Below are 22,998 nucleotides of genomic sequence, written 5' to 3'. Positions count from 1 at the left end.
GGACCAGCTTGGCCATCGCGACGCACACCACCGACCGCGACCCCCCTATGCGCAGCAGGGGTCTTACTACGCGCCGCCCCAACAGCGCCCCACCAACTGGTGGGCCATCGTCTCGCTCATCTTCGGGCTGCTCGGAGGCGTTCTGATCAGCGTCGTCTGCGGCGTCGTCGGGTTGAAGAAGGCCAGGGAGGGCCAGGGCGGCCGCGGCTTGGCGATCGCCGGCTTGGTGCTGTCGGCGCTGTGGGTGGCAGTGGCCGTCATCGCCCTGCTGGTGTACTTCCTCATCGGCAACGGCACGGTGACCGCGACCGACGTCAAGCAGGGCGACTGCCTGGCCGAGATTCCGGCCAATACGCGGGTGCTGACCGTGAAGACGGTCGGATGTGACGAGACCCACGCAGGTGAGGTCTTCGCGGTCCTCCAGATGCCCGACGGCGACTTTCCCGGCCAGGCGGCAATCGACGCCTACGCCGAGAAGTGCAGCCCTGAACTGGCCGCATACGCGCCGGACGCCATGACGGACAGTTCCGTTCAGCTGTATGTGCTCTACCCCACGGCCGAAACCTGGGAGCAGGGTGACCGGGCCGTGACCTGCATTGCGACGCTCGATCCGCCGAGGAACGGCTCGCTAAAGGGCTGACGCCTCCCCGATACTGCCTGTTGGCTGCGGTACCGTTTTTCCTATGACTTCGGAACTACTCGACGCCGTCATCGTGGGCGCGGGTTTCGGGGGGATCGGCGCGGCCATCCAGCTCAAGCGGATGGGATATCAGGATTTCGTCATCCTCGATCGCGAGGAGGACCTGGGCGGCACCTGGCACGTCAACCGTTACCCCGGGTTGGCGGTCGATGTGCCGACGACCACGTACTCGTATTACTTCGAGCCCAACCCGAACTGGTCGCGGCTGTACTCGACCGGTGACGAGATCAAGCAGTACGCGGCTGACGTCGCCGACAAGTACGACGTGCGTCGGCACATGCGGTTCAACACGCTCGTCGAAGGCGCCTGCTGGGACGAGGAAGCCGAGGTGTGGCGGGTCACGCTGGCCGGCGGCGAGACGCTGTCGGCGCGCTACCTCATCACGGCCACCGGGTTCCTGTCGCAACCACACACACCCGACATTCCGGGTATCGAGAGTTTCGCCGGCAGGATCATGCACACCACCGCGTGGGACCACACCTACGACCTCGTTAACCGTCGGATCGCGATCATCGGAACCGGCGCGACCGCGGTGCAACTGATTCCGGAACTGGCGAAGAAGGCGGCCGACCTGACCGTCTACCAGCGAACGCCGGTCTGGGTGGTACCCCGGCTCGACTTCCCGATCCCCGCGCCTGTCAAGCGACTGTTCGCCCGGATTCCGTTGACTCAGCGCGCACTTCGGGCGATCACCGACGTGATCTACGAGTTCTTCCTTTTCGTCGGGCTGCGCCACCGACAGCTTTTATTCCGCCGCCTCAACATCGCGGCATCCGACGTGGCCAAGATGCACCGGTTCTTCTCCGTGCGCGATCGCGCGCTTCGCAAGCAGTTGACCCCCGACTACGACTTTGGCTGCAAACGTCCGACGTTCTCCAACAACTACAACCGCGCATTCACCAAACCCAATGTGCACCTCCAGACTTCGGGGATCGAACACATCGAACCCGACGGTGTTGTCGCCGCCGACGGGACGAAGACCCAGATCGACACGCTCATCCTGGCGACGGGCTTCGACCTGTGGGAGGCCAACTTCCCGGCGATCGAGATCATCGGACGCAAAGGGCGCAACCTGGGAAAGTGGTGGCGCGACACGAGATTCCAGGCTTATCAGGGCGTCACGGTGCCCTACTTCCCCAACTATCTGAGTCTGGCGAGTCCTTATGCGTTCCTCGGGCTGAACTTCTTCAACACCGTGGAATATCAGATGCGTCATATGGATCGGCTGTTCGGCGAGATGAAGCGCCGGGGCGCAACGGTATTCGAGGTCACCGAGGAAGCCAACGCCCGCTACCTCGACCGGATGACCAAGCTGATGGGCAACTCGGTGTTCATGGCCGGCAACTGCGCGGATTCACGGTCGTACTATTTCGACCCCAACGGCGAGGCCACGTTGCTGCAGCCGGTATCCACCCGCAGAGCCATCAGAGAGGCGTCACAGTATCCTCTGAGCGACTATCGGATTGCGTGATCAGAGAGGAACCCCGGCTGTGTCACTTCAGGAATCGAGCAGCGGTTCGCGCGCGGCCACGTTGGCCGGCCTGGGCCTGGCCGGGGTCGGGCTCAGCCACTTCGTCAAGCCGGAGCTGTTCGAATCGATGACGGTGCAGGCGTTCCCGCGCAACACCCGCCAGTTCATCTATGTCAACGGCGGTATCGAGACGGCGCTGGGACTCGGACTGGCCGCCCGTAAGACCCGCAAACTCGCGGTCGTGGGCACCCTCGGCTACCTCGCCTACTTGGCGGGCAACGTCGCGCGTAACCGGTAGCGGCCCAACAGCGTCACGTCCAGCATCCGCTGCAGAATCGCCCGGTTCTGCGGCGAGTTCGCGTACCGCATCAGCCGGCCCAGGTCGATCACCAACGCCATGGCCGCGTGCACGGCGAACCTGGCCTGGCTCGGCGTCCATTCCGGGCGCACGGCGACCACCAACTCCACGACCGATTCGACAGTGGTGCGCTGCATGTTTCGCAAGATCTTCTGGTCCGTCGGCGACATGTGCAGCCGTTCGGAGTAGTAGACGTAGTCCAGCTCGGGATGCGCGAACGACCTGGCCACATACGCGTCGATGATCGCGGCAAGGGCGTCCTCGGGGTCGGCCTTGGCAGCGGTGATCGCTGTCAGCTCGTCGGAGAGCCGGTCGGCCGCGCGTCGGAAGACGGCGGCCAGGATGTCGCTCTTGCCCGCGAAATAGCGGTAGATGCCCGATGCCGGCATGCCGACCGCCGCGGCGATGTCCTCCATCCCCGTGTCGCGGTACCCGTTGGTGTTGAACAAGCGCATGGACTCGTTGAGCAGCGCTTCATATCGCGACGGCTCGACGGCGGTGGGGACCGGTGCGACCGGCTGCTCGGTGACGTCGTCGCCATCTGGCAGCTCGGTGGCGGCAAGCGTTTCGGCGAGATCGGACAGCAGCGCCCGCACCTGGCCGGCGGGCAGCTTCGCCCGGTGGTCGACGATGCTGCCGGTGACCGACAGGACCGCGATGGACAACGTCCACCGTTGATGCGACGTCAGATCCGGACGCATCGCGCAGATGGGGCGCTGGATCCGGCGGTTGACGGTGCGCATCTGCGCGATCAGGGACGCTTGATCGTCGCCCCGCAGATATCGCGCCTCCCAGCGATACAGCCCGCCGGACTCCCGGTTCGCCATCGCGGTCTCGATGAGCGCCGTGGCCACCCGGTGTAGTTCCAGTCCAGGGTCCTCGAGATCGCTGTCGTCGATGAACGCGGTCGCATCCACCAGCTGCTGTCCCAGATTGAGCACCGCATCGCGGAACAGGTCGTATTTACCCGCGTAGTGCCGGTAGAGGGCGGCCGCCGAGATCCCGACCCGCGATGCGATCGACTCCATGCTCACGCCGTAGAAGCCCAGGGTGCTGAACGCCTCGGCGGATGCCCGGGCGATCTGGGCCTTACGGTCCTTCGGCCGGCGCCGGACCGCGTCACCGCTCGCCGGCCGAGTGCGCGACATGGCAGACACGATATCGGACCGAGCTCGGCCGTACCGGTCCAGTACCGCTGCCGGTAATCGCGCGAACTTGTCAGAGCATGCAGAATGGCGATTAACATAAATGATGTGTTCGGCGCGCTCCGCAAGCTTCTGGGCTTTCAGGTCACGATCGGGGAGTTGATCACGGTGGCGCTCGTGCTGGGCACCCCGTACCTGCTGGTCGGCGTGTTCTGGTCGACCACCCATACCGATCACCTGCAGGGGATGACCGGTGCCGACCTGGTCATTTCGTATCTGGGCTCGATCGCCTCATGGCCGGTGCTGCTGTTTGCTGACGTATGCATGACATGAACGGGGGAACACTTTGTCCGACCACCACCATCGTCTCGCCTGGACCGGGATCATTGCCGCCGTCGTATTGGGCGCGGCCCTGCTGGCGATGAACTTCCCGGTGTTCCTGGACAGCTACGACCAGTACGGCTGGCAAGTCAAGTGTGGGACGGGATACCTCACCGACATGACCCAGGCGGCCGCGGCAGGCAGCGACACCAACTACGTCGAGCAGTGTGAGTCCGCCCTGCTGATGCGACGGCTGTGGACGGTCCCGCTGGCCCTGCTCGGCGGTGCCGGTCTGCTCGTGGCGCTGGTGGCCTCGGCGACGACCTCCGCCCGGGAGTCGTTGGCGCGGCACCACAACAACGCCTGATCTAGCATTCCGGCGTGAGCACGCCGGCCGGCCCCGCGCTGCCGCGCCGGCTGGGCACCTTCGACGCGGTCGTCATCGGGCTGGGCTCGATGCTGGGCGCGGGCATCTTCGTCGCGGTCGGGCCGGCCGCCGCGGCGGCCGGTTCTGGACTGCTGATCGGCCTGGCGGTCGCCGCCGTGGTGGCCTACTGCAACGCCACCTCGTCCGCCCGGCTGGCCGCGCGTTACCCCGAGTCCGGCGGAACCTATGTCTACGGGCGTGAGCGGCTCGGTCGGTTCTGGGGTTACACCGCGGGGTGGAGCTTCATCGTCGGCAAGACCGCATCGTGCGCGGCGATGGCGCTCACGGTCGGCTACTACGTGTGGCCCGAGGCCGCCCGTGGAATCGCGGTCGGGGCGGTCGCTGCGCTGACCGCACTGAACTACGCGGGTATCCGCAAATCGGCAATGCTGACCCGCGTCATCGTCGCCGTGGTACTGGCCGTGCTGGGCACCGTGGTGGTCACCGTGCTGGGTTTCGGGGACGTCGAATGGACCCGCCTGTCGGTCGACGCCGACGCCTCCGTCGCCGGCGTCCTGCAGGCCGCCGGATTGTTGTTCTTCGCGTTCGCGGGCTATGCGCGGATCGCGACACTGGGCGAAGAGGTCCGCGACCCCGCCCGCACCATCCCCCGCGCCATACCCTTGGCTCTGGCCATCACGCTCGTGGTGTATGCGCTCGTCGCCGCCGCTGTCATCACCGAATTGGGTACGGCGGCAACGGCTTCAGCAGCCGCACCGCTTGCCGACGCGGTGGCTGCGGCCGGCTTTGCCGCTCTGGAGCCCGTCGTGCGGGCCGGCGCCGCGGTGGCCGCGCTCGGGTCGCTGCTGGCGCTCATCCTCGGGGTGTCGCGTACGACGCTGGCGATGGCGCGCGACCGCCACCTGCCGCACATCCTGGCGCGCGTCCACCCGAGGTTCGGCAGCCCGCACCGCGCCGAGGTCGTCGTCGGCGTCCTCGTGGCCACTCTGGCGGCCACCGTGGATGTCCGCACCGCGATCGGATTCTCGTCGTTCACCGTGCTCGTCTACTACGCGATCGCCAACGCCTCGGCGTGGACACTCGGCCGCCGAATGGTCCCCGCGGTCGGGCTGACCGGATGTGTGGTGCTGGCGTTCCTGCTTCCGGTGCCGTCAGTGCTGGCCGGCGCTTGCGTGGTGCTCGCGGGCGCGCTGGCCTACCGTCTTAGACCGTGATCGAGCTGACCTGGAAGCGCGTCGACGCCGACACCGGCGATGACTTCGTCGTCGCACCCGACGAACGTCTCGGGTGGGGCCGGACGATCGGGCTCGGCGCCCAGCATGTCGTGGCCATGTTCGGCGCCACCTTCCTGGTCCCCGTCCTCACCGGCTTCCCGCCGGCGACGACGCTGTTGTTCTCGGGTGTCGGAACGGTGCTGTTCCTAATCATCACGGGCAATCGGTTGCCCAGCTACCTGGGGTCGAGCTTCTCGGTGATCGCACCGGTCACCGCTGCGGTCGCCTCGCACGGAACGGGCAGCGCCCTGGGCGGTCTCGTGGCGGTGGGCCTCGCGTTGGTGGCGATCGGCGGCGTCGTCCACCTGGTCGGCACGCGCTGGCTCGACCTGACACTTCCCCCGGTGGTCACCGGCGCGATCGTCGCGCTGATCGGCTTCAACCTGGCGCCCTCGGCCAAGGCCAACTTCGAGCAGGGTCCGGTGGTCGGACTCGTCACCCTGGTGCTCCTGGTGGCTACGCTCGCGTTCTTCCGCGGCATCATCGGCCGATTGGCCATCTTCCTGGCCGTCCTCGCCGGATACGTTCTCGCGCTGATGCTCGGCGAGATCGACACCGCGCCGATCGCCGCCGCTCCGTGGCTCGGTCTGCCCGAGTTCCAGACCCCGGCGTTCAGCCTCGCGGTGTTGCCGATGTTCCTGCCGGCGGTGATCGCCTTGGTCGCCGAGAACATCGGGCACGTGAAATCGGTCGGCCAGATGACCGACACCGATGTCGACCCCGTGATGGGCCGCGCGTTGGCCGCCGACGGCGTGGCCACCACGCTGGCCGGTTTCGGCGGCGGATCTGCGACCACCACCTACGCCGAGAACATCGGTGTGATGGCGGCAACGCGGGTGTATTCCACCGCGGCGTACTGGGTTGCCGGCGCTGTCGCAATTCTGCTCTCGCTGTGCCCGAAGGTCGGCGCGGTGATCTCGGCGATCCCCGCCGGCGTGCTCGGCGGCGCGACCGTGGTGCTCTACGGTCTGGTCGGTGTGCTGGGGGTCCGGATCTGGCTGACCAACCGCGTCGACTTCTCCCGGCCGATCAATCAGATGACCGCGGCCATACCGCTGATCATCGGAATCGCCGACTTCACTTGGCACGCAGGCACATTGACGTTCACCGGAATCGCGTTGGGTTCGATAGCCGCGCTGGTGGTCTATCACGGTATGCGGCTGTTGGGACTCCGCCAGGCTAGCGAGCGGCCCGCTGCCGTTGGTCCGGGGGCGGAACACCGTTGACGCCGTCTACCGAGGCCGCATAGCTCGCGACCGCGTAGGCGACCGCGGGCCCCAGAACCGACAGCGCATCCCGGTTGACGTTCTCGACGGTGTCGCGCTTGGTGCGGTAGTTCGGGTCGAAGGGGACACCCGCCCGGCCGCCCCAAAGGCGGGCCTGTATCTCGCTTTTGCGCTGGGACGAACCAGCTGTCAGACCGCCGACCGGCACTCCTGCGGTGAGAAACGGGTAATAGTCGGTGAATTCGCTCAATGGCATGTCCGCGGGGCGCACCCCCGCCGTGTTGAGGTAGCCGGCCAGCATCCGCTCGATACCGGCCGAACCCACGGGTACCGACTGTGCGGGGATCGCCGGGTTGGGTGTAGCGGACTGGTCACCGTCATAGGTGAAGTAGCCAGCGTTGGGCGAACCGAGCATGTCGAAGCCCAGATACAGTGCGATGTCGCGGAGTTCGTCGGGCGAAAGTCCCTGCACATACCTCGTCGGTCCGGCCAGCCCGTTCTCCTCCGAGGCCCAGAACACGAAGCGCACGGCGTTGGTGATCGGTGGCTGCGAACCCAGTGCCGCCGCTGTCTCGAGCAACGCCGCGATGCCGGTCCCGTCGTCGTTGATCCCCGGACTCGCCACCGAGCTGTCCAAATGCGCGCCCGCCAGCACGACGTTGCGCGCATCGCCGGTCTTGGTCTGCGCCACGAGATTTCGGGTCTTCTTCATGACCGGTTTGCGGTCCAGTACGAGGCGTACAGGTGCCGAGGTTCGCCGCAGTGCGGCGTCGGCCTCGCGGCCGATGACCCCGACGGGCACGGTCAGGTCCTGGTAGTAGCCGGGCGTGAACAGACCCGCCGGACTTCCGCTGCCACCCGGCGAGCTGACGACCAGCAGGCCAACGGCGCCCTCCGACACGGCAGCGTTCTGTTTGGCGACCACCGAGCACCCCGTGTCGTCGACGACGGCGATCGCGCCCCGCACCGACGCGCCGTCGTAGTCGGCGGTCCGGCAACCGGCCGGCTTGGTCGGCCGAAGCGTCACGGCGTTCAGCCCGCCCCGCGGCGTGGTGATCAGGAGAGAAGCTTGATCGACAGGATATTCGCGCCCGCTGACCCGCATCGACGGGTTGCCACCCTGACTGCGATCGAGCAGTTCGAACTCGGGAGTCTGGACGTCGAAACCCGTGTCGCGCAGGAACTGCGCGACGTAATCGACGGTGGCGTCGTACCCCGGCTTGCCGTTGGCGCGGTTACCGCCGTTGGTGTCGGCGATCTGCTGCAGTTTCTGCAGGTGGGTGTACATCCCGTCGGCGGTGACCTTGTCCGCTACCTCCTGCGGCGACGGCGGTGCCGGCTCCGGGGCCGCGCACGAGGTCAGCGCTCCGACGACGCCGAGGACGACTGCGACAACGACTCCCGCGCGGGCCGCCCCTGTCCTCATGACGCGAGTGGGTGACGTACGCGCAAATCGCGCGTGGGAATTCCGTTCGGCCCACCCTGGTCCTGAGCGTAAATTCCGATTGCGTAGGACACGCCCGCTCCATGTATGCCCAATGCGGTGCGGTCGATGTGCTCGAGGGTGTCCGATTCCTTGTGGTAGTTGGGGTCGAACGGCTGACCCGCCTCACCGCCCCACAGTTCGGCTTGTTCGGGGGTCATCTTGGCCTCGGCGCCCGAGAAGGTGCCACCCGCCGGGATGCCTGCAAGGGTGAACGCGTCGTAGTCGGAGCGACCGTCGAAGCTGGTGTCTTCGGCCGGTTTTCCGGCCGCGTCGAGGTAGTCCACCAGCGTGCGTTCCACGCCCGCCGCCCCTTCCGGCACCCGGGTGATCGCGCCTTCCTCGTCGGGCGGGAGGGATTGGTTCCCGTCATAGGTGAAGTAGCCGGGGTTCGGCGAGCCGACCATGTCGAAGTTCAGGTAGAGCGAGATGTCCTTGAGGGCATCGACATCCAACGACTCCAGATAGTTGTTCGATCCGAACAACCCGACCTCCTCCGCACCCCAGAAACCGAACCGTACCGCGTTCTGGACGTTCGGGGAACCGCCCAACTGCACCGCGGACTCCAGCACGGCCGCCACGCCGGAGGCGTTGTCGTTGATGCCAGGGCCCTCCGGGACGCTGTCCAGATGTGCACCGGCCATCACGACGTTTGCGGTGTCGCCCGTTCTGGTCTGGGCGATGACGTTGCGGGTCTGCTCCTTACGCACACCCGCGTTGAGCTTGAGGGTGACGTCACGTGGTTCGGCGCGTAGCCGGTCGCCCTCGGTCTTGGTGATGCTGACAACCGGGATGCTCGCCTCGGTGTCCTCCCCGAGCGTGCCGCCCATCTCGTCGTTGTCCTCGTTGTTGGCCACTATCAGCGCCACCGCACCGCGTTCAGCGGCAGCCTGTTCTTTGTCCGAGAATTGGCACGTGCCACGGTCGACGAGCACGACGGCGCCCTTGACGGGTAAGCCGTCGTAGTCGGACACGGTGCATCCCGGAGAGTCCTCGACGCGGGCGGGCACCAGCGGGCCCGACACACCATCCGGCGGCGTGCCGATCGTGAAGTTCAGCGGTCTGGCCTTGACCGCGGCGCCGCCGACGGTCAGTGCGGGTTCGTCGGCGAACGGCAGGCGCACCTCGAACTCCGGTGTCTGTACGTCGAAACCCTTGTCGCGCAGGATGTTAGCCACGTAGTCGACGCTGGCGTCGTAACCCGGGGTGCCGAGTGCACGATTGCCGCCGTTGTCGTCGGCGATCTCCTGCAATCGCACCAGATGCTGGTACATCGCGTCGGCGGAGGTGCGCTGCGCGAGCGCCCCGGCGAAGTCCACGGCGGCCGGCGACACCCCGGCCTGTGTGGTGGGCGGCTGCACCGCCGGTCGCTCCTCGTCACGGCCGCAGCCCCCGAGCGCGATGACGCCGACAGAGATCAGGGCGATTGTCTTCGACAGCTTTGTGTGCCTCATTGCTCACTACGTTAGCGTCGCCCGGGCGCCGGCCCGTCCAGCTGCGCCGCAATGATGTCGGCAACGGCGCGCATGCCCGCGGCGTTCGGGTGCAGCGGCGCGGGTCTGCCCGGTAACGGCAGCCCGAACCGGGTCGTCCACGGTTCGGCCGACCAGGCGTGGTGCGGGCGGCTGTGCTCGGCGGCCTGCACGAGTCCGCATCCGGTGGCCGCCGCCGCCTCCGCGGTGAGCCGTTCCAGCGTGTCGGCGACGTGGCGGCCGGTCGCGACGTCGGTGTCGGACAACGGTGGTGCCGGCACACCCGGCGGTGGTAGCAGCGTGAGGTAATCGACGAACAGCACCGTCGCGCGCGGTGCGCGGGCCCGCACCGTCCGGCCGACCTCCTCCAGTGCCACCGCGACCTCTGTCAACGCGTCCTCGCGCGCCCGCGGGTCGAGCTGCGCGCGCAGCACCTTCCCGAGCAGCGGCAGCCGGCGGGCGATTCGTGGCAGGCCGGCGGCGAACAACATCGGCACGTAGCCGACGTCGTTGCCGCCGATGGTCACCGTCACCAGCTCTTCAGATCCGGTCAGAGCCGAGATCTGCGGCGGCGCACCGTGTTGCGGTTCGGACAGCACGTTCGCGGTGGTCGCGCCGGAGTATGTCGCGTCGACGAGGTCGAGATTCAGCCTGGCGGCCACCAGATGCGGATAGTTGCGCGTCGACCGGCCGGCCGCCCAGGGCGCACCATCGGCGCGGGGTCCGATCCCGGGACCCGCTGCCATCGAACTGCCCAGCGCGACATAGCGACTCATCGGGACGGGCTGGATGCCTGCGCCCAGAACCGCTTCGGGATACGGCCGGCCTGCCGGGCCAGACGACCCGCTGTGACCGCGGCGGCCATCGCTGCCGCCATAGTCGGCGGGTCGGCGGCGCGTGTCACGGCGGTGGCCAAAAGCACGGCGTCACAGCCCAACTCCATCGCCATCGCGGCGTCGCTGGCGGTGCCGATGCCCGCATCGAGCACCACCGGCACCGAAGCGGCCTCGACGATCATCTCGATGTTGTGCGGGTTGGCGATTCCCAGTCCCGTTCCGATCGGCGAACCCAGCGGCATCACCGCCGCGCACCCGATGTCCTCGAGCCGGCGTGCGAGCACCGGATCGTCGTTGGTGTACGGCAACACCGTGAAACCGTCGTCGACCAATTGCTCGGCCGCCCGGACCAGTTCGACGGCGTCGGGCAGCAGCGTGCGCTCGTCGGCGATGACCTCCAGTTTCACCCAGTCGGTGTGCAGCGCCTCGCGGGCGAGTTGCGCCGTCATCACCGCCTCGGCCGCCCCGCGGCATCCCGCGGTGTTCGGCAAGGGGGTGATGCCCAGCCGGTCGAGCAACTCGAGCACGCCGGTGCCGCCGTCGGCGTCGACGCGCCGCATCGCCACCGTCGTCAGCTCGGTGCCCGATGCGACAAGCGCCTCTTCGAGCACGGCGAGATTCGCCGCGCCTCCGGTGCCGAGGATGAGCCGCGAACCGAACTCGCGACCCGCGATGGTCAACTTCGTGACCGATGCTCCGCCCGCGCGCAGGGTGCCGGGGCTAGCCACCCTGCACCGCCGTCACCACCTCCACGCGAGCACCATCCGAAAGCGCGGTGTCCCAGTCCGATTTCGGCAGCACCGACCAGTCGACGGCGACCGCGATGCCCTTCTCCGGAAAGCCGAGACGCTCCAGCAGCGCGGCGACCGTCGTCGAGGCGTCCACTTCCACCGCTTCGTCGTTGACCAGTACCTTCATTGTGTCGCTCCAATCGTGACATCGAGTTCGGCCGCGATCCGTTCGGCCGTCCAGGGCGCGAGAAGAAAGCCGTTGCGCCCGTGGCCCGCCGCGACCAGTGTGCGCTCGTCGAGGCGTTCGACGAGCGGTAATCCGTCCGGTGTCATCGGCCGCAAGCCTGCCGCGCATTCGGCGAGTTCGTACTCGCCCAGCGCAGGCATCACCGCGCAGGCGTCGTCGAGAAGTTCCCGAACTCCCGTCACCGCGGGCGCGGTATCGCGGCCGTGTTCGTACTGCGTCGCGCCGACGACGACGCCGTCGGCACGTGGAACCAGGTACACCTGCCTGCCGTGCACCCTGGCCCGAATGACCCGCTGCGGCACCGGCATGCAGCCGCGGCGCCACCGCAACCGCAACACCTCACCCTTGACCGGCCGGATGGGCAGGTCGGGCCACAGCGTCGGGGCGTCGATACCGTTCGCGATCACCACGGCATCCGCCTGCACCTCGGCGAGTTCGGACACGGGGGGCGCCCACTGCACACCAAGCCCTTCACACGACACGGCCAGGGCTCGCACCAGCAGCCGATTGTCAACGGCCAGTTCGGTTTCGGCGCGAAACCCATGCCGGATGCCCTGGGCGAGCAGCGGTTCGATATCGCGGGCCGACGTCGTGGCCGTCACCGGATGCCCTTGGGCCGCAAGCCACTCGCCCACTGTCTTGAGGTCGCTCGAATCTGCGCGGTCGACGGCGACCACCAGCGATTCGCGTGCCGTGACCACATCCTCGGGCAGCCCGTCGAGAAAGCCACCGTGCCACAGGTGCAGCGACTCCAGGCCGAGCTGCAGCAGCTTCTCCTCACCGGGCCAGCCCTCGCTGTGGGGTGCGAGCATGCCGCCGGCGACCCACGACGCGCCGCGCTCGTCGGTGCGGTGCACTCGGACGTCCCAGCCGGCACTCAGCGCACGCCGCGCGACGGCCAATCCGATGACGCCGCCGCCGATCACGGCCAGGCTTGCTGCGGTCAACTTCCCTCCCTTCGCCGGCATGACCCGGATCAGGTGCGACGGTAAGGGCAGGTTCGAATGCCCACTCTCAGTCCCCGTTCCCGGGACTCCCGCGTTCGTCAACCCACAGTACCCGCTGGTTAGGCCCCCAACGACGAGCCGCTAGCGTCGCGGTGTGCACCAACCTCGAGAACGCCTGGCCAGCGCGTCGCTGTACCTGTGCACCGACGCCCGGCGCGAGCGCGGCGACCTCGCGGAGTTCGCCGAAGCCGCCCTCGCCGGAGGGGTCGACCTCATCCAGCTGCGCGACAAGGGTTCGCCGGGCGAACAGCGGTTCGGCCCCTTGGAGGCACGCCAGGAACTCGAGGCCCTCGAGGTGCTCGCCGACGCGGCCCGGCGCTACGGCGCGCTGCTGGCCGTCAACGACCGCGCCGACATCGCGCTGGCCGCCGGCGCCGACGTGCTTCACCTGGGCCAGGATGACCTTCCGCTGGCGGTGGCGCGCGGCATCGTCGGCGAGGGGCCGGTGATCGGGCGGTCCACCCACGACGTCGACCAGGTCGCGGCGGCGGTGGACGAGGCCGTCGACTACTTCTGCGTCGGCCCGTGCTGGCCCACCCCGACCAAACCCGGCCGCGCTGCGCCCGGGCTGGAGCTGGTCCGGCACACCGCCCAGCTCGGTACGGCCAAGCCGTGGTTCGCGATCGGCGGAATCGACGCCGACCGGTTACCCCAGGTGCTGGACGCAGGCGCGCGACGCGTCGTCGTGGTGCGGGCGATCACGGCGGCCGAGGACCCTGGTGCGGCGGCCTCGTCTTTGAAGGTGGCTTTGCAGGCGGCGCTCAGAGCTGGGGGTTGACCAGGAGCGGGATCGACGTGAACTCGTCGCGCAACCGCTGCCAGCTGGCGGCGAATCCCGGGTGCAGCGGCAGGGTGGCGACGTCGTCGACGGCCACCCAGCGCAACTCCGCGCTCTCCCGGTTCGGCACGGTGGGCAGCATCTCCTGTGCGTCGGCGATCACCGTGCTGTAGCTCCAACTGACCCCGTCGCCCGCGACGATCTTGGTCTGCACCACCTTGCGCACGGTCAACTGCTCGGCTGGCAGCCCCGCTTCCTCATGGGCCTCCCGGATGGCCGCCTGCTCCGCGGTCTCGTGGCTGTCGCGCGCCCCGCCGGGCAGACCCCACGTGTCGCCCTGGTGGCTCCAGGCCGCCCGGTGCTGGAGCAGCACCACCGGGGTGCCGTCGTGGCCGGGGGCCCGCAGCAACAGGCCGGCCGCGCCGTACCTGCCCCAGTAGGCCTGGCCGTGGGAAACCACCCATCCGTCACCGTCGCCGCGCACGCCTCAACAATAGGGCCGCCCGGCCTACCGGAAACTCTTAGACTTCTTTCATACAGTGGGAGCGGTCGAAACGACGAGCCGGAAAGCGATGCTGATGAGGTCCGCGCGCACGTGACTGTGGAGTTGGCGCACCCGTCGACGGAGCCGCTCGCGTCGCGGTCGCCGTCGACGTCGGCACAACAACGCTGGTGGTTTCTGTGGACCACGCCCGGCCGGATCCTGACCATCGGGGTGGTGCTGTCCGCGCTCGTCATCGCCAGCGCGTTCGCCACGTCGACGACGATCAACGACCGCCAGCAGGCGCTGATGACGGTGCTCAACCACACCGAGCCGCTGTCGTTTGCCGCCGGGCAGCTCTACACGAAGCTGTCGGTGGCCGATGCCGCAGCGGCCACGGCCTTCATCGCCGGGGCGGAACCGCGCGACGTCCGACAACGGTACGAGCAGGCGATCACGGACGCGTCGGTGGCCGTGACCCGGGCGTCGAGCGGGCTCACCGACGAGGACCTGGTGCAGCTGCTCGGCCGCATCAACGCAGAGTTGTCGGTGTACACCGGCCTGGTCGAGACCGCCCGCACCAACAATCGTTCGGGTAATCCGGTGGGTTCGTCGTACCTGTCGGAGGCGTCGGCCTTGATGCAGACGCAGATCCTGCCCGGGGCCCAACGGCTCTACGAGGAGACCTCGCAGCGCGTCGACGCCGAGACCAGCGCGTCCACCCGGATCCCCGGCCCGGTCATCCTGGTGGTGCTGGCGACCTTGCTGTTCGGGTTGTTCGCGAACCGTTGGCTGGCCAGGCGCACACGCAGACGGATCAATATCGGCTTCGTCGCCGGCGGGCTGGCCGTTCTGACCATGTTGATCTGGGTGGGCACGGCCCTGGTCATCTCGACCTCCGACAGTCGCAGCGCCAAGGACACCGCCGCCGAGTCGTTGAAGACGGTGACGAACCTGGCGATCACCGCGCAGCAGGCCCGTGCCGACGAGACGCTGTCGTTGATCCGGCGCGGCGACGAGACGGTGCGCAAACAGTCGTACTACCAGCGCATCGACATGATGCAGCAGCAGCTCGCGGACTACCTGGCCCGCGAGGACGCCATCGACAAGACCGACCTCGCCGAGGCCGAGCAGTTGTTGAAGCGCTGGCGCGCCGCCGACGACCGGATCAACGCCTACATCAGCGTCGGCAACTACCAAGCCGCCACGCAGGTGGCGCTGGGCACCGGCGCCGACGATTCCACGCCCGCGTTCAACAAGCTCGACGAGGCGTTGAGCCAGGGGATCGAAGAGAGCCGCGGGCAACTGCGCGACGACATCATCAACGCGCACCGGGTGCTGTCCGGTGCGACCGTCGGCGCCGCGGTGCTCAGCGTCGTCGCGGCGGTCGCGGTGGCGCTGGGGTTGTGGCCGAGGTTGAGTGAGTACCGGTAATGAAGAAGTTCTTCGGCCTGCTCGTCGCCGCCGCGCTGGTTCTCACAGGATGCGGGCAGGCGACGTCGGTGACCTCCACACCCGGTGTGACGCTTCCACCGCCCACCCCGGCGGGTATGGAGGAGTTGCCACCGCAACCGGTGCGCCCGCCCGGCGACGACACCGAGGACTGTGACCGCACGGCAAGCCTTCGGCCGTTCAGCGATCGGGCCCAGGCTGAGGAGGCCGTCGCGAACATCCGCGCGCGGGGGCGGCTGATCGTCGGCCTGGACATCGGCAGCAACCTGTTCTCGTTCCGCGACCCGATCACCGGGCAGATCACCGGATTCGACGTCGACATCGCCGGTGAGATCGCCCGCGACATCTTCGGAACCCCGTCGCAGGTGGAGTACCGCATCCTGTCGTCGGCGGACCGCATCGCCGCGTTGCAGAACGATCAGGTCGACGTCGTCGTCAAGACCATGACCATCACGTGCGAACGCAAGAAGCTGATCGGGTTCTCGACGGCGTATCTGACTGCCAATCAGCGCATCCTGGCGCCGCGCGACTCGACGATCCGGCAGGCGTCGGACCTTTCGGGACGCCGCGTATGCGTCGCGAAGGGCACCACATCGCTGGAGCGGATCCGGGAGATCACGCCGCCCCCGATCATCGTCGGGGTGGTCGCGTGGGCCGACTGCCTGGTGGCACTGCAGCAGCGGCAGGTCGACGCCGTCAGCACCGACGACTCGATCCTCGCCGGCCTGGTGTCACAGGATCCTTACCTGCACATCGTCGGCCCAAGCCTCAACCGGGAGCCCTACGGCATCGGGGTCAACCGGGAGAACACCGGCCTGGTCCGGTTCGTCAACGGCACGCTCGAACGTATCCGCCGCGACGGCACCTGGAACACGTTGTACCGCAAGTGGTTGACGGTGCTCGGGCCGGCGCCGGCTCCTCCGGTCGCGAGGTATTCCGACTGATGTCCGAGACCCAACTGCACGACTACGACGACGAGGGCCCGGGCACCCAGCCGGCGAGCTTCGACGATATGGGCATGGATTCGGCCTCGACCATCCGCCCGATGGCGACCGAGGCGGTGTTCCGGCCCCATCTCGACGACGACGACGGTGGGTCGGCGGGCACCGGAGACACTGAGCCGCAGGAGCAGACCACCACCACGACGCGGGCGTTGTCGCGAACGCGCCGCCTGGGCGGTGGGCTGGTCGAGATCCCGCGGGTGCGGGCCAAGGATCCGCTCGAAGCGCTGATGACCAATCCGGTGGTCGCGGAGAAGAAGCGCTTCTGTTGGAACTGCGGCCGTCCCGTGGGCCGTTCCAGCGAGGGCAAACCTGCCCGGTCGGAAGGTTGGTGTCCGCACTGCGGCAGTCCGTATTCGTTTCTGCCGCAACTGAATCCGGGTGATATGGTCGCCGACCAGTACGAGATCAAGGGCTGCATCGCACACGGCGGCCTCGGCTGGGTCTATCTGGCATTCGACCACAACGTCAACGAACGACCAGTCGTGCTCAAGGGTCTGGTGCATTCCGGCGACGCCGAGGCGCAGAAGATCGCGATGGCCGAGCGGCAGTTCCTCGCCGAGGTCACCCATCCCGGCATCGTGAAGATCTACAACTTCGTCGAGCACGCGGACCAGCACGGCAACCCCGTCGGCTACATCGTGATGGAGTATGTCGGCGGCACATCGCTCAAACAGGCCAAGGGCGAGAAGCTACCGGTGGCCCAGGCCATCGGGTACATGCTCGAGATCCTGCCCGCGCTGGGCTATCTGCACTCGCTCGGCCTGACCTACAACGACCTCAAACCCGAAAACATCATGATCACCGAGGAACAGCTCAAGCTGATCGACCTCGGCGCGGTGTCGACCATCAACTCGTTCGGCTACCTGTACGGCACCCCGGGATACCAGGCTCCCGAGATCGTGCGGACGGGGCCGACGGTGGCCACCGACATCTACACCGTCGGCCGCACGCTCGCAGCGCTGACGCTGAACCTGCGTACCCGCAAGGGCCGCTACGTCGACGGGTTGCCCGAGGACGATCCGGTGCTGGCCGAGTACGACTCGTTCGGCCGTGCGCTGCGCCGGGCGATCGACCCGGATCCACGGCGGCGTTTCGGCAGTGCCGACGAGATGTCCGGACAGCTGCTCGGTGTGCTGCGTGAGGTCGTGGCGAAGGACACCGGGTCACCCAAACCCGGTCTGTCCACGGTGTTTTCGCCCACCCGGTCCACGTTCGGCATCGATCTTTTGGTAGCGCACACCGACGTCTATCTCGACGGGCAGGTGCACTCCGAGCGGCTGACCGCACAGGAGATCGTCAGGGCCCTGCCCGTACCATTGGTCGATCCGACCGACGTCGGCGCGCCGGTGCTGTCGGCCAGCGTGGTGAGCCAGCCCGTGCAGACCCTCGACCAGCTGCGCGCGGCCCGGCACGGGGCGCTGGACTCCGAGGGCATCGATCTGTCGGACTCGGTCGAGCTGCCGCTGATGGAGGTGCGCGCGCTGCTCGACCTCGGCGACGTCGCCAAGGCCACCCGCAAACTCGACGACCTCGCCGAGCGGGTGGGCTGGCCGTGGCGGCTGGTCTGGTTCAAGGCCGTCTCCGAACTGTTGACCGCCGACTACGGCTCGGCGACAAAGCATTTCACCGAGGTGCTCGACACCATGCCCGGCGAGCTGGCGCCCAAACTGGCCTTGGCCGCCACCGCCGAGTTGGCGGGCACCCCAGACGCGGGAAAGTTCTACAACACCGTGTGGTCGACCGACAACGGGGTGATCTCGGCGGGGTTCGGCCTGGCCCGCGCGCAATCGGCCGCCGGTGAGCGCGACGATGCGGTGAAGACACTCGACAAGGTGCCCGCGATGTCCCGCCATTTCACGACGGCCCGGCTGACCAGCGCGGTCACTCTGTTGTCCGGCCGGTCGTCGACCGAGATCACCGAGCAGCAGATCCGAGACGCCGCACGGCGCGTCGAGGCGCTGCCGGACACCGAGCCGCGGGTGCTGCAGATCCGCGCGCTGGTGCTGGGCACCGCGATGGATTGGCTGGCCGACAACACCGCCAGCACCAATCACATCCTCGGGTTCCCGTTCACCGAACACGGATTGCAGCTGGGTGTGGAGGCCTCACTGCGCGCGCTGGCGCGGGTGGCACCGACGCAGGCGCACCGATACGCGCTTGTGGACCTGGCCAACAGCGTCCGCCCGACCAGCACGTTCTGACGGTCAGGCGACGCTGGCGGTCGCGATCTCGTCGCGCAGCGGGGCGATAGCTTCCAGAATCTGGCCGGCCGTCTGGTCAGGCACTCCGGCAGCCGCGAGGCTTGCGCCCAGATGGTCCGCGACGAGGTTGAAATGGTGGACGGTGATGCCGCGGCCCTGGTGGACCTGGCGCATCGGCGCACCGGTATACGGGTCGGGCCCGCCCAGCGCGGCGGCGAAGAACTCGACTTGCCGCCCCTTGAGCCGCGCCATGTTGGTTCCGGTGAAGAAGCCGGCCAGCTGATCGTCCGCCAGCACGCGGTTGTAGAAGTCCTCGACCACGCCTTCGAGGGCCTCGTGGCCGCCGATCTGCTCGAGAATATTCGACATGAGTGCCCCTTCGTCGCACCGAATGGGCACATTCCAGCTGACGGCGGTTGCGGCCGGATTTCGGCATGTTGCCAGCGGGGCAAATTCATCCTCACCGCGGCCACCCCGAGCGGCGTCAGAACTACGGATTCAGTGGCCCTTACAGCAAACCACACCGCAGCAGGCCTCGACTTTACGGGATTTGCCCATGTCGTAACACTCGATGGTCCTGCCGCGGATTTCGTAGTAATCTGCATCACAGGTTGAGGTCACAGCCAAACTGCAGAGGCCATCGGGGCCATCCCGATCGTGGCGCAGCAGCTGTCAGGCGTCGCTGACGGCCTCCGCGGTTCAATCGCATCTCGACAACAGGAGTGCGCCGTGTCCGCTGTAGGAACCTGCCGGGTGTTCCGTCCCGACCCTCGGTCGTTTGATCTGTGCGAACACCACCATCGCGCCAGCTTCACAGCGTCCCACCGGCATGGTTCGACGGTCCTGGTGACGGTCGAGGGCGAGATCGATGCCACCAACAGCCGAGCGCTGGCCACCTACGTCGAGGGTCAGGTCGCCGGCACCCGGCGCCTGGTGATCGACCTGCGGCTCGTCGACTTCTTCGGCACCGCCGGCTTCGCGGCGCTGCACTACATCAACGTGATCTGCTCCCGGAACGGAATCGACTGGCAGGTGCGCTGCGGCAGGCAGGTTCGTCGGCTGTTGGCCATCTGCGATTCCGCCCAGGAACTGCCGCTCGAGAAGCCGCGCTCAGTGCTCGATGAGGTTCGTGCAAGCGCGGGCGATCGCAAGCTCCTCATCAGTGGGAACAACTAGCACCGTCGTTCCAGACCGGTCGGCCGAGATCCGCCGGGCCTTCTTGTCGGGGCTGGCGTTGAGCGTCTCGTCGAGTTCTATGCCCAACGGCGCCATGCCGCTCAATGCGTCTCGCCGCACCGCGGCGTCGTTCTCCCCGACTCCGGCGGTGAAGGTGATGATGTCCGCGCCGCCCAGCAGCGCAAGATAGGCGCCGATGTATTTGCGCAGCCGGTGAATGTAGACGTCGTACGCCAGTTGCGCAGAGGTGTCCCCGGACTCGATGCGCTGATGCAGGACCCGGAAGTCGACCTCACCGCCGAGTCCGCGCACGCCGGAGCGACGGTTGAGCATCTCTTCGATGTCGTCGATTTTCATGTTCGCCGTGCGCCACAGATAGAACATCAGACCGGGATCGATGTCGCCCGAACGGGTTCCCATCACCAACCCCTCCATCGGCGTCAGCCCCATCGAGGTGTCGACCGGGCGGCCGCCGACGATGGCCGAGGCCGATGCGCCGTTGCCCAGGTGCAGCACGATTTGGCGCACCGAGTCCAGTGGGACGCCCAGGAAGGCCGCGGCCTGCTCGCTGACGTACTGGTGTGAGGTGCCGTGGAAGCCGTAGCGGCGGATATGCCACTGCTCGGCGATGTCGCGGTCGATCGCGTACGTCGCCGCGGCGGCCGGCAGATCGTGGAAGAAGGCCGTGTCGAAGACCGCGACATGCGGCAGATCGGGCAGCGCCTTGCGTGCCTCCTCGATTCCCAGCAGCGCCGGCGGATTGTGCAGCGGGGCAAGCGGAGACAGCTCGTCGATCCTGGCGACCAGGGCGTCGTCGACCAGCGTCGGCTCGTAGAAGTCCGGACCGCCGTGCACGACGCGGTGGCCGACGGCGACGAGGTCGAGAGCGTCGAGGCCCCGGCCCGCTTCAGCCATCTGGGCGAACGCTGTCTGCAGCGCCTCGGCGTGGTCACCGACCTGCCCCTCACCGATGCGCTCGACGATGCCGTCGATCACCATCGTCTCCGAATCCGGTTCGATGACTGCGTATTTGAGCGAGGACGATCCCGAGTTGAGAACCAGAACGCTGCGGGCCATCAGAGCGTCTGCGCCTGGATCGCGGTGATCGCCACGGTGTTGACGATGTCCTCCACCAACGCCCCGCGCGAAAGGTCGTTGACGGGCTTCTTCAGTCCTTGCAGCACCGGCCCGATCGCGATTGCGCCTGCGCTGCGCTGGACCGCCTTGTACGTGTTGTTCCCGGTGTTGAGGTCGGGGAAGATGAGCACCGTTGCCCGGCCGGCCACCTTCGAGTCGGGCATCTTGGACTTGGCAACGGATGCATCGACCGCGGCGTCGTACTGGATCGGACCGTCGACCAACAGGTCCGGCTCCCGCTGCATAACCAGTTCGGTTGCCTGCCGGACCTTTTCGACGTCCGCGCCGGATCCACTGGTGCCGGTCGAGTAGGACAGCATCGCGACCCGTGGCTCGATATCGAAGCTGGCCGCGGTGCGCGCCGAGGAGATCGCGATATCGGCCAACTGCTCGGCGGTCGGATCCGGCACGATCGCGCAGTCCCCGTACGCGAGCACCCGGTCGGCAAGGCACATCAGGAAGATGCTGGAGACGGTGGACACGTCGGGCAGCGTCCTGATGATCTCGAAGGCCGGCCGGACGGTGTGGGCGGTGGTGTGCCGGGCGCCGGAGACCATGCCGTCGACCATGTCGTTGTGCACCAGCATGGTGCCGAAATAGGAGACATCGTGGATGATCTCGCGCGCCTGCTCGACCGTGACGCCTTTGTGCTTGCGCATCTCGGCGTACTGTTCGGCGAACTTGTCGCACAGGTCGCTGGTTTGCGGGTCGAGAACGGCGGCGTCCGAGAGATCAATACCCAATTCCGCTGCGCGCGCCCGTATCTGAGATTCCTCGCCGAGGATTGTCAGCTCGGCAACGCCGCGGTGCAACAGCCGACCGGCCGCGATCAGGATGCGGTCGTCGTCGCCCTCCGGCAACACGATGCGCTTACGATCCGAGCGGGCCCACTCCAGCAGCTTGTGGGTGAACATCTGGGGGGTGACCACCTGTGGAATCGGGATGGCCAACTGATCCAGCAGGTCTGCGATGTCGACGTGGGCTTCCATCAAGGCGATGGCAGTGTCGATCTTGCGCAGGGAGGTCGCTGTCACCCTGCCGCGCGCGGAGGCCACCCGGCTGGCCGTCTCGAACGTCCGGAATTCGGTGGCAATGATCGGCAACCGCAATCCCAGCCCCGAGACCAAAGCCGCGATCGAGGGATGTAATGCCAGCCCGCCGTTGAGGATGATGCAGGACAACGACGGGAAGCCTTCGGCGGCATGGGCGCTCGCGAGCGCGAGCACGACGTCGGATCGGTCGCCGGCCGCGATGACGGCGACACCCTCGCTGAGCCGCTCAAGGACGCGTTCGGCGGTCATCCCGGCGACCATCAGATCCATGGCCTCGCGGGACAGCAGCGCCGGATCGCCACTGATCAATTCGCCCTCGACGGCCCGCTGCAGTTCAGCGACCGACGCGGCGACCAGCAGCGGCTCCTCCGGCAGCGCGTAACACTTGGGATCGAGGTCATTCAGCGCGTCGAGCACCGCGGTCAGTTGTTCGGGGTCACAACGGTTGGCGACGACCGCTGCGGTGTGCGCGTGCTGAGCGGCGATCTCGCCGAGGCAGATGTCGACGATCTGCGCGACGTCGGTGGGGCTGCGATCCTTGGCCTTGACCGCCAGCACCACCGGAGCGCCGAGGTTGGCCGCGATCCTGGCGTTGGTCGACAGCTCGCTGGGGGCGGCGACATCGGTGTAGTCGCTGCCGACGATCAGCACCGCATCGCACTGGTCAGCCACCCGGTGGTACCGGTCGACGATTTCGGCCAGCGCCGCGTCGGGATCCTCGTGCAACTGCTCGTAGCCGACGCCGACGCAGTCGTCGTAGGACAGACCCGCAGTGGTGTGGTCCAGGAGCAGCTCGAGGATGTAGTCGCTATCCTCGCCGAGCCGGGTGATCGGCCGAAAGACACCGACCTTGGCGACGGTAGCCGTCAACCGGTGCAGGATGCCCAGCGCGACGGTGGACTTTCCCGTGTCGCCTTCCGGGGATGCGACGTAAACGGCGGACACCGGCTTGCGCTCGCTTTCTGGATCACGTGACACCAGCTCAGCTTTCCTCAGATTGCGGCGCCAGACCAGATGAAGCCGGTTCTTCCCACGACTGTGTTCTCTTCACTTCCCCC

The 22,998-nt window shown here is 67.5% G+C and carries 23 protein-coding genes; 12 read left to right on the top strand and 11 right to left on the bottom strand.

Features of this window, described 5'->3' with window-relative positions:
• From AU072_RS18660 to AU072_RS18650, 3 genes are all read left to right on the top strand, one after another.
• Positions 1–640 (top strand): DUF4190 domain-containing protein (locus AU072_RS18660; RefSeq protein WP_064415181.1); only part of this gene is annotated, 640 nt, incomplete at its 5' end.
• A 43-nt stretch (positions 641–683) separates the two neighbouring features.
• Positions 684–2,171, top strand: a complete 1,488-nt coding sequence (locus AU072_RS18655; protein ID WP_064415180.1) for a flavin-containing monooxygenase — start codon at positions 684–686, stop codon at positions 2,169–2,171.
• A 19-nt stretch (positions 2,172–2,190) separates the two neighbouring features.
• Positions 2,191–2,469: a DoxX-related protein gene (locus tag AU072_RS18650; RefSeq protein ID WP_064415179.1), complete on the top strand. Its 279-nt coding sequence runs from the start codon at positions 2,191–2,193 to the stop codon at positions 2,467–2,469.
• Here AU072_RS18650 and AU072_RS18645 read toward each other — a convergent pair.
• Positions 2,436–3,677 (bottom strand): TetR/AcrR family transcriptional regulator, encoded by a 1,242-nt coding sequence (locus AU072_RS18645; protein WP_064415178.1) that lies wholly within the window; start codon positions 3,675–3,677, stop codon positions 2,436–2,438. The genes AU072_RS18650 and AU072_RS18645 overlap by 34 nt on opposite strands.
• Positions 3,678–3,782: 105 nt before the next feature.
• On the opposite strand from AU072_RS18645, the gene AU072_RS18640 reads away from it, so the two are divergent.
• The 4 genes from AU072_RS18640 to AU072_RS18625 are packed head-to-tail and all read left to right on the top strand — an operon-like array spanning position 3,783 to position 6,883.
• On the top strand, positions 3,783–4,007 hold the full coding sequence (locus AU072_RS18640; protein ID WP_067393580.1) for a hypothetical protein: 225 nt from the start codon (positions 3,783–3,785) through the stop codon (positions 4,005–4,007).
• Between the two features lie 13 nt (positions 4,008–4,020).
• A complete protein-coding gene (locus tag AU072_RS18635) occupies positions 4,021–4,362 on the top strand; it encodes a hypothetical protein (protein WP_064415176.1) in 342 nt (113 codons plus the stop codon).
• A gap of 14 nt (positions 4,363–4,376) precedes the next feature.
• Positions 4,377–5,597 carry an APC family permease gene (locus tag AU072_RS18630; RefSeq protein ID WP_120271068.1) on the top strand — a complete coding sequence of 407 codons (1,221 nt, stop codon included), beginning with the start codon at positions 4,377–4,379 and terminating at the stop codon, positions 5,595–5,597.
• The gene (locus AU072_RS18625; RefSeq protein ID WP_064415175.1) at positions 5,594–6,883 is read left to right on the top strand and encodes a uracil-xanthine permease family protein; all 1,290 of its coding nucleotides are present in this window, start codon (positions 5,594–5,596) and stop codon (positions 6,881–6,883) included. The genes AU072_RS18630 and AU072_RS18625 overlap by 4 nt, the downstream gene beginning before the upstream one ends.
• On the opposite strand, the gene AU072_RS18620 is transcribed toward AU072_RS18625, so the two are convergent.
• From AU072_RS18620 to thiO, 6 genes are read right to left on the bottom strand one after another with little or no spacing between them, the layout of a single operon-like run.
• Positions 6,837–8,309, bottom strand: coding sequence for a M28 family peptidase (locus tag AU072_RS18620; RefSeq protein ID WP_064415174.1), 1,473 nt, complete (start codon positions 8,307–8,309; stop codon positions 6,837–6,839). The two genes, AU072_RS18625 and AU072_RS18620, sit on opposite strands and share 47 nt — an antisense overlap.
• Complete coding sequence (locus tag AU072_RS18615) at positions 8,306–9,820, bottom strand: M28 family metallopeptidase (RefSeq protein WP_064415173.1); 1,515 nt, start codon at positions 9,818–9,820, stop codon at positions 8,306–8,308. Before AU072_RS18615 ends, AU072_RS18620 begins: the two co-directional genes overlap by 4 nt.
• An 11-nt stretch (positions 9,821–9,831) precedes the next feature.
• Positions 9,832–10,614 carry an SGNH/GDSL hydrolase family protein gene (locus AU072_RS18610; protein WP_064415172.1) on the bottom strand — a complete coding sequence of 261 codons (783 nt, stop codon included), beginning with the start codon at positions 10,612–10,614 and terminating at the stop codon, positions 9,832–9,834.
• Positions 10,611–11,384, bottom strand: coding sequence for a thiazole synthase (gene thiG / locus AU072_RS18605; RefSeq protein WP_064415184.1), 774 nt, complete (start codon positions 11,382–11,384; stop codon positions 10,611–10,613). The genes AU072_RS18610 and thiG overlap by 4 nt, the downstream gene beginning before the upstream one ends.
• A gap of 10 nt (positions 11,385–11,394) precedes the next feature.
• A complete protein-coding gene (thiS, locus tag AU072_RS18600) occupies positions 11,395–11,592 on the bottom strand; it encodes a sulfur carrier protein ThiS (RefSeq protein WP_064348250.1) in 198 nt (65 codons plus the stop codon).
• Positions 11,589–12,620, bottom strand: coding sequence for a glycine oxidase ThiO (gene thiO, locus AU072_RS18595; RefSeq protein WP_064415171.1), 1,032 nt, complete (start codon positions 12,618–12,620; stop codon positions 11,589–11,591). Before thiO ends, thiS begins: the two co-directional genes overlap by 4 nt.
• A gap of 133 nt (positions 12,621–12,753) precedes the next feature.
• On the opposite strand from thiO, the gene thiE reads away from it, so the two are divergent.
• Positions 12,754–13,437 carry a thiamine phosphate synthase gene (gene thiE / locus AU072_RS18590; protein ID WP_064415170.1) on the top strand — a complete coding sequence of 228 codons (684 nt, stop codon included), beginning with the start codon at positions 12,754–12,756 and terminating at the stop codon, positions 13,435–13,437.
• Here the strand turns inward: thiE and AU072_RS18585 are convergent.
• Positions 13,421–13,921 carry an NUDIX hydrolase gene (locus AU072_RS18585; protein WP_064402088.1) on the bottom strand — a complete coding sequence of 167 codons (501 nt, stop codon included), beginning with the start codon at positions 13,919–13,921 and terminating at the stop codon, positions 13,421–13,423. The genes thiE and AU072_RS18585 overlap by 17 nt on opposite strands.
• A gap of 111 nt (positions 13,922–14,032) precedes the next feature.
• On the opposite strand from AU072_RS18585, the gene glnX reads away from it, so the two are divergent.
• From glnX to AU072_RS18570, 3 genes are read left to right on the top strand one after another with little or no spacing between them, the layout of a single operon-like run.
• Positions 14,033–15,352 carry a protein kinase G-activating protein GlnX gene (gene glnX, locus AU072_RS18580; protein WP_064415169.1) on the top strand — a complete coding sequence of 440 codons (1,320 nt, stop codon included), beginning with the start codon at positions 14,033–14,035 and terminating at the stop codon, positions 15,350–15,352.
• Positions 15,352–16,314 (top strand): glutamate ABC transporter substrate-binding protein, encoded by a 963-nt coding sequence (locus AU072_RS18575; RefSeq protein ID WP_064415168.1) that lies wholly within the window; start codon positions 15,352–15,354, stop codon positions 16,312–16,314. The genes glnX and AU072_RS18575 overlap by 1 nt, the downstream gene beginning before the upstream one ends.
• Positions 16,314–18,575: a serine/threonine-protein kinase PknG gene (locus AU072_RS18570; RefSeq protein WP_064415167.1), complete on the top strand. Its 2,262-nt coding sequence runs from the start codon at positions 16,314–16,316 to the stop codon at positions 18,573–18,575. The genes AU072_RS18575 and AU072_RS18570 overlap by 1 nt, the downstream gene beginning before the upstream one ends.
• A 3-nt stretch (positions 18,576–18,578) precedes the next feature.
• On the opposite strand, the gene AU072_RS18565 is transcribed toward AU072_RS18570, so the two are convergent.
• On the bottom strand, positions 18,579–18,944 hold the full coding sequence (locus tag AU072_RS18565; protein ID WP_064415166.1) for a group I truncated hemoglobin: 366 nt from the start codon (positions 18,942–18,944) through the stop codon (positions 18,579–18,581).
• Between the two features lie 360 nt (positions 18,945–19,304).
• On the opposite strand from AU072_RS18565, the gene AU072_RS18560 reads away from it, so the two are divergent.
• Positions 19,305–19,751, top strand: coding sequence for an STAS domain-containing protein (locus AU072_RS18560; RefSeq protein ID WP_064415165.1), 447 nt, complete (start codon positions 19,305–19,307; stop codon positions 19,749–19,751).
• Here AU072_RS18560 and AU072_RS18555 read toward each other — a convergent pair.
• Positions 19,686–20,828: an acetate kinase gene (locus tag AU072_RS18555; protein WP_064415164.1), complete on the bottom strand. Its 1,143-nt coding sequence runs from the start codon at positions 20,826–20,828 to the stop codon at positions 19,686–19,688. The genes AU072_RS18560 and AU072_RS18555 overlap by 66 nt on opposite strands.
• Positions 20,828–22,918: a phosphate acetyltransferase gene (gene pta / locus AU072_RS18550; RefSeq protein ID WP_174523786.1), complete on the bottom strand. Its 2,091-nt coding sequence runs from the start codon at positions 22,916–22,918 to the stop codon at positions 20,828–20,830. The genes AU072_RS18555 and pta overlap by 1 nt, the downstream gene beginning before the upstream one ends.
• Between the last annotated feature and the right edge of the window lie 80 nt (positions 22,919–22,998).

Source organism: Mycolicibacterium novocastrense, from assembly GCF_001499835.1.
GTDB classification, from domain to species: domain Bacteria; phylum Actinomycetota; class Actinomycetes; order Mycobacteriales; family Mycobacteriaceae; genus Mycobacterium; species Mycobacterium novocastrense.
The sequence above is the reverse complement of the archived record's forward strand: the minus strand, read 5'-3'. Positions and strand labels throughout refer to the sequence as shown.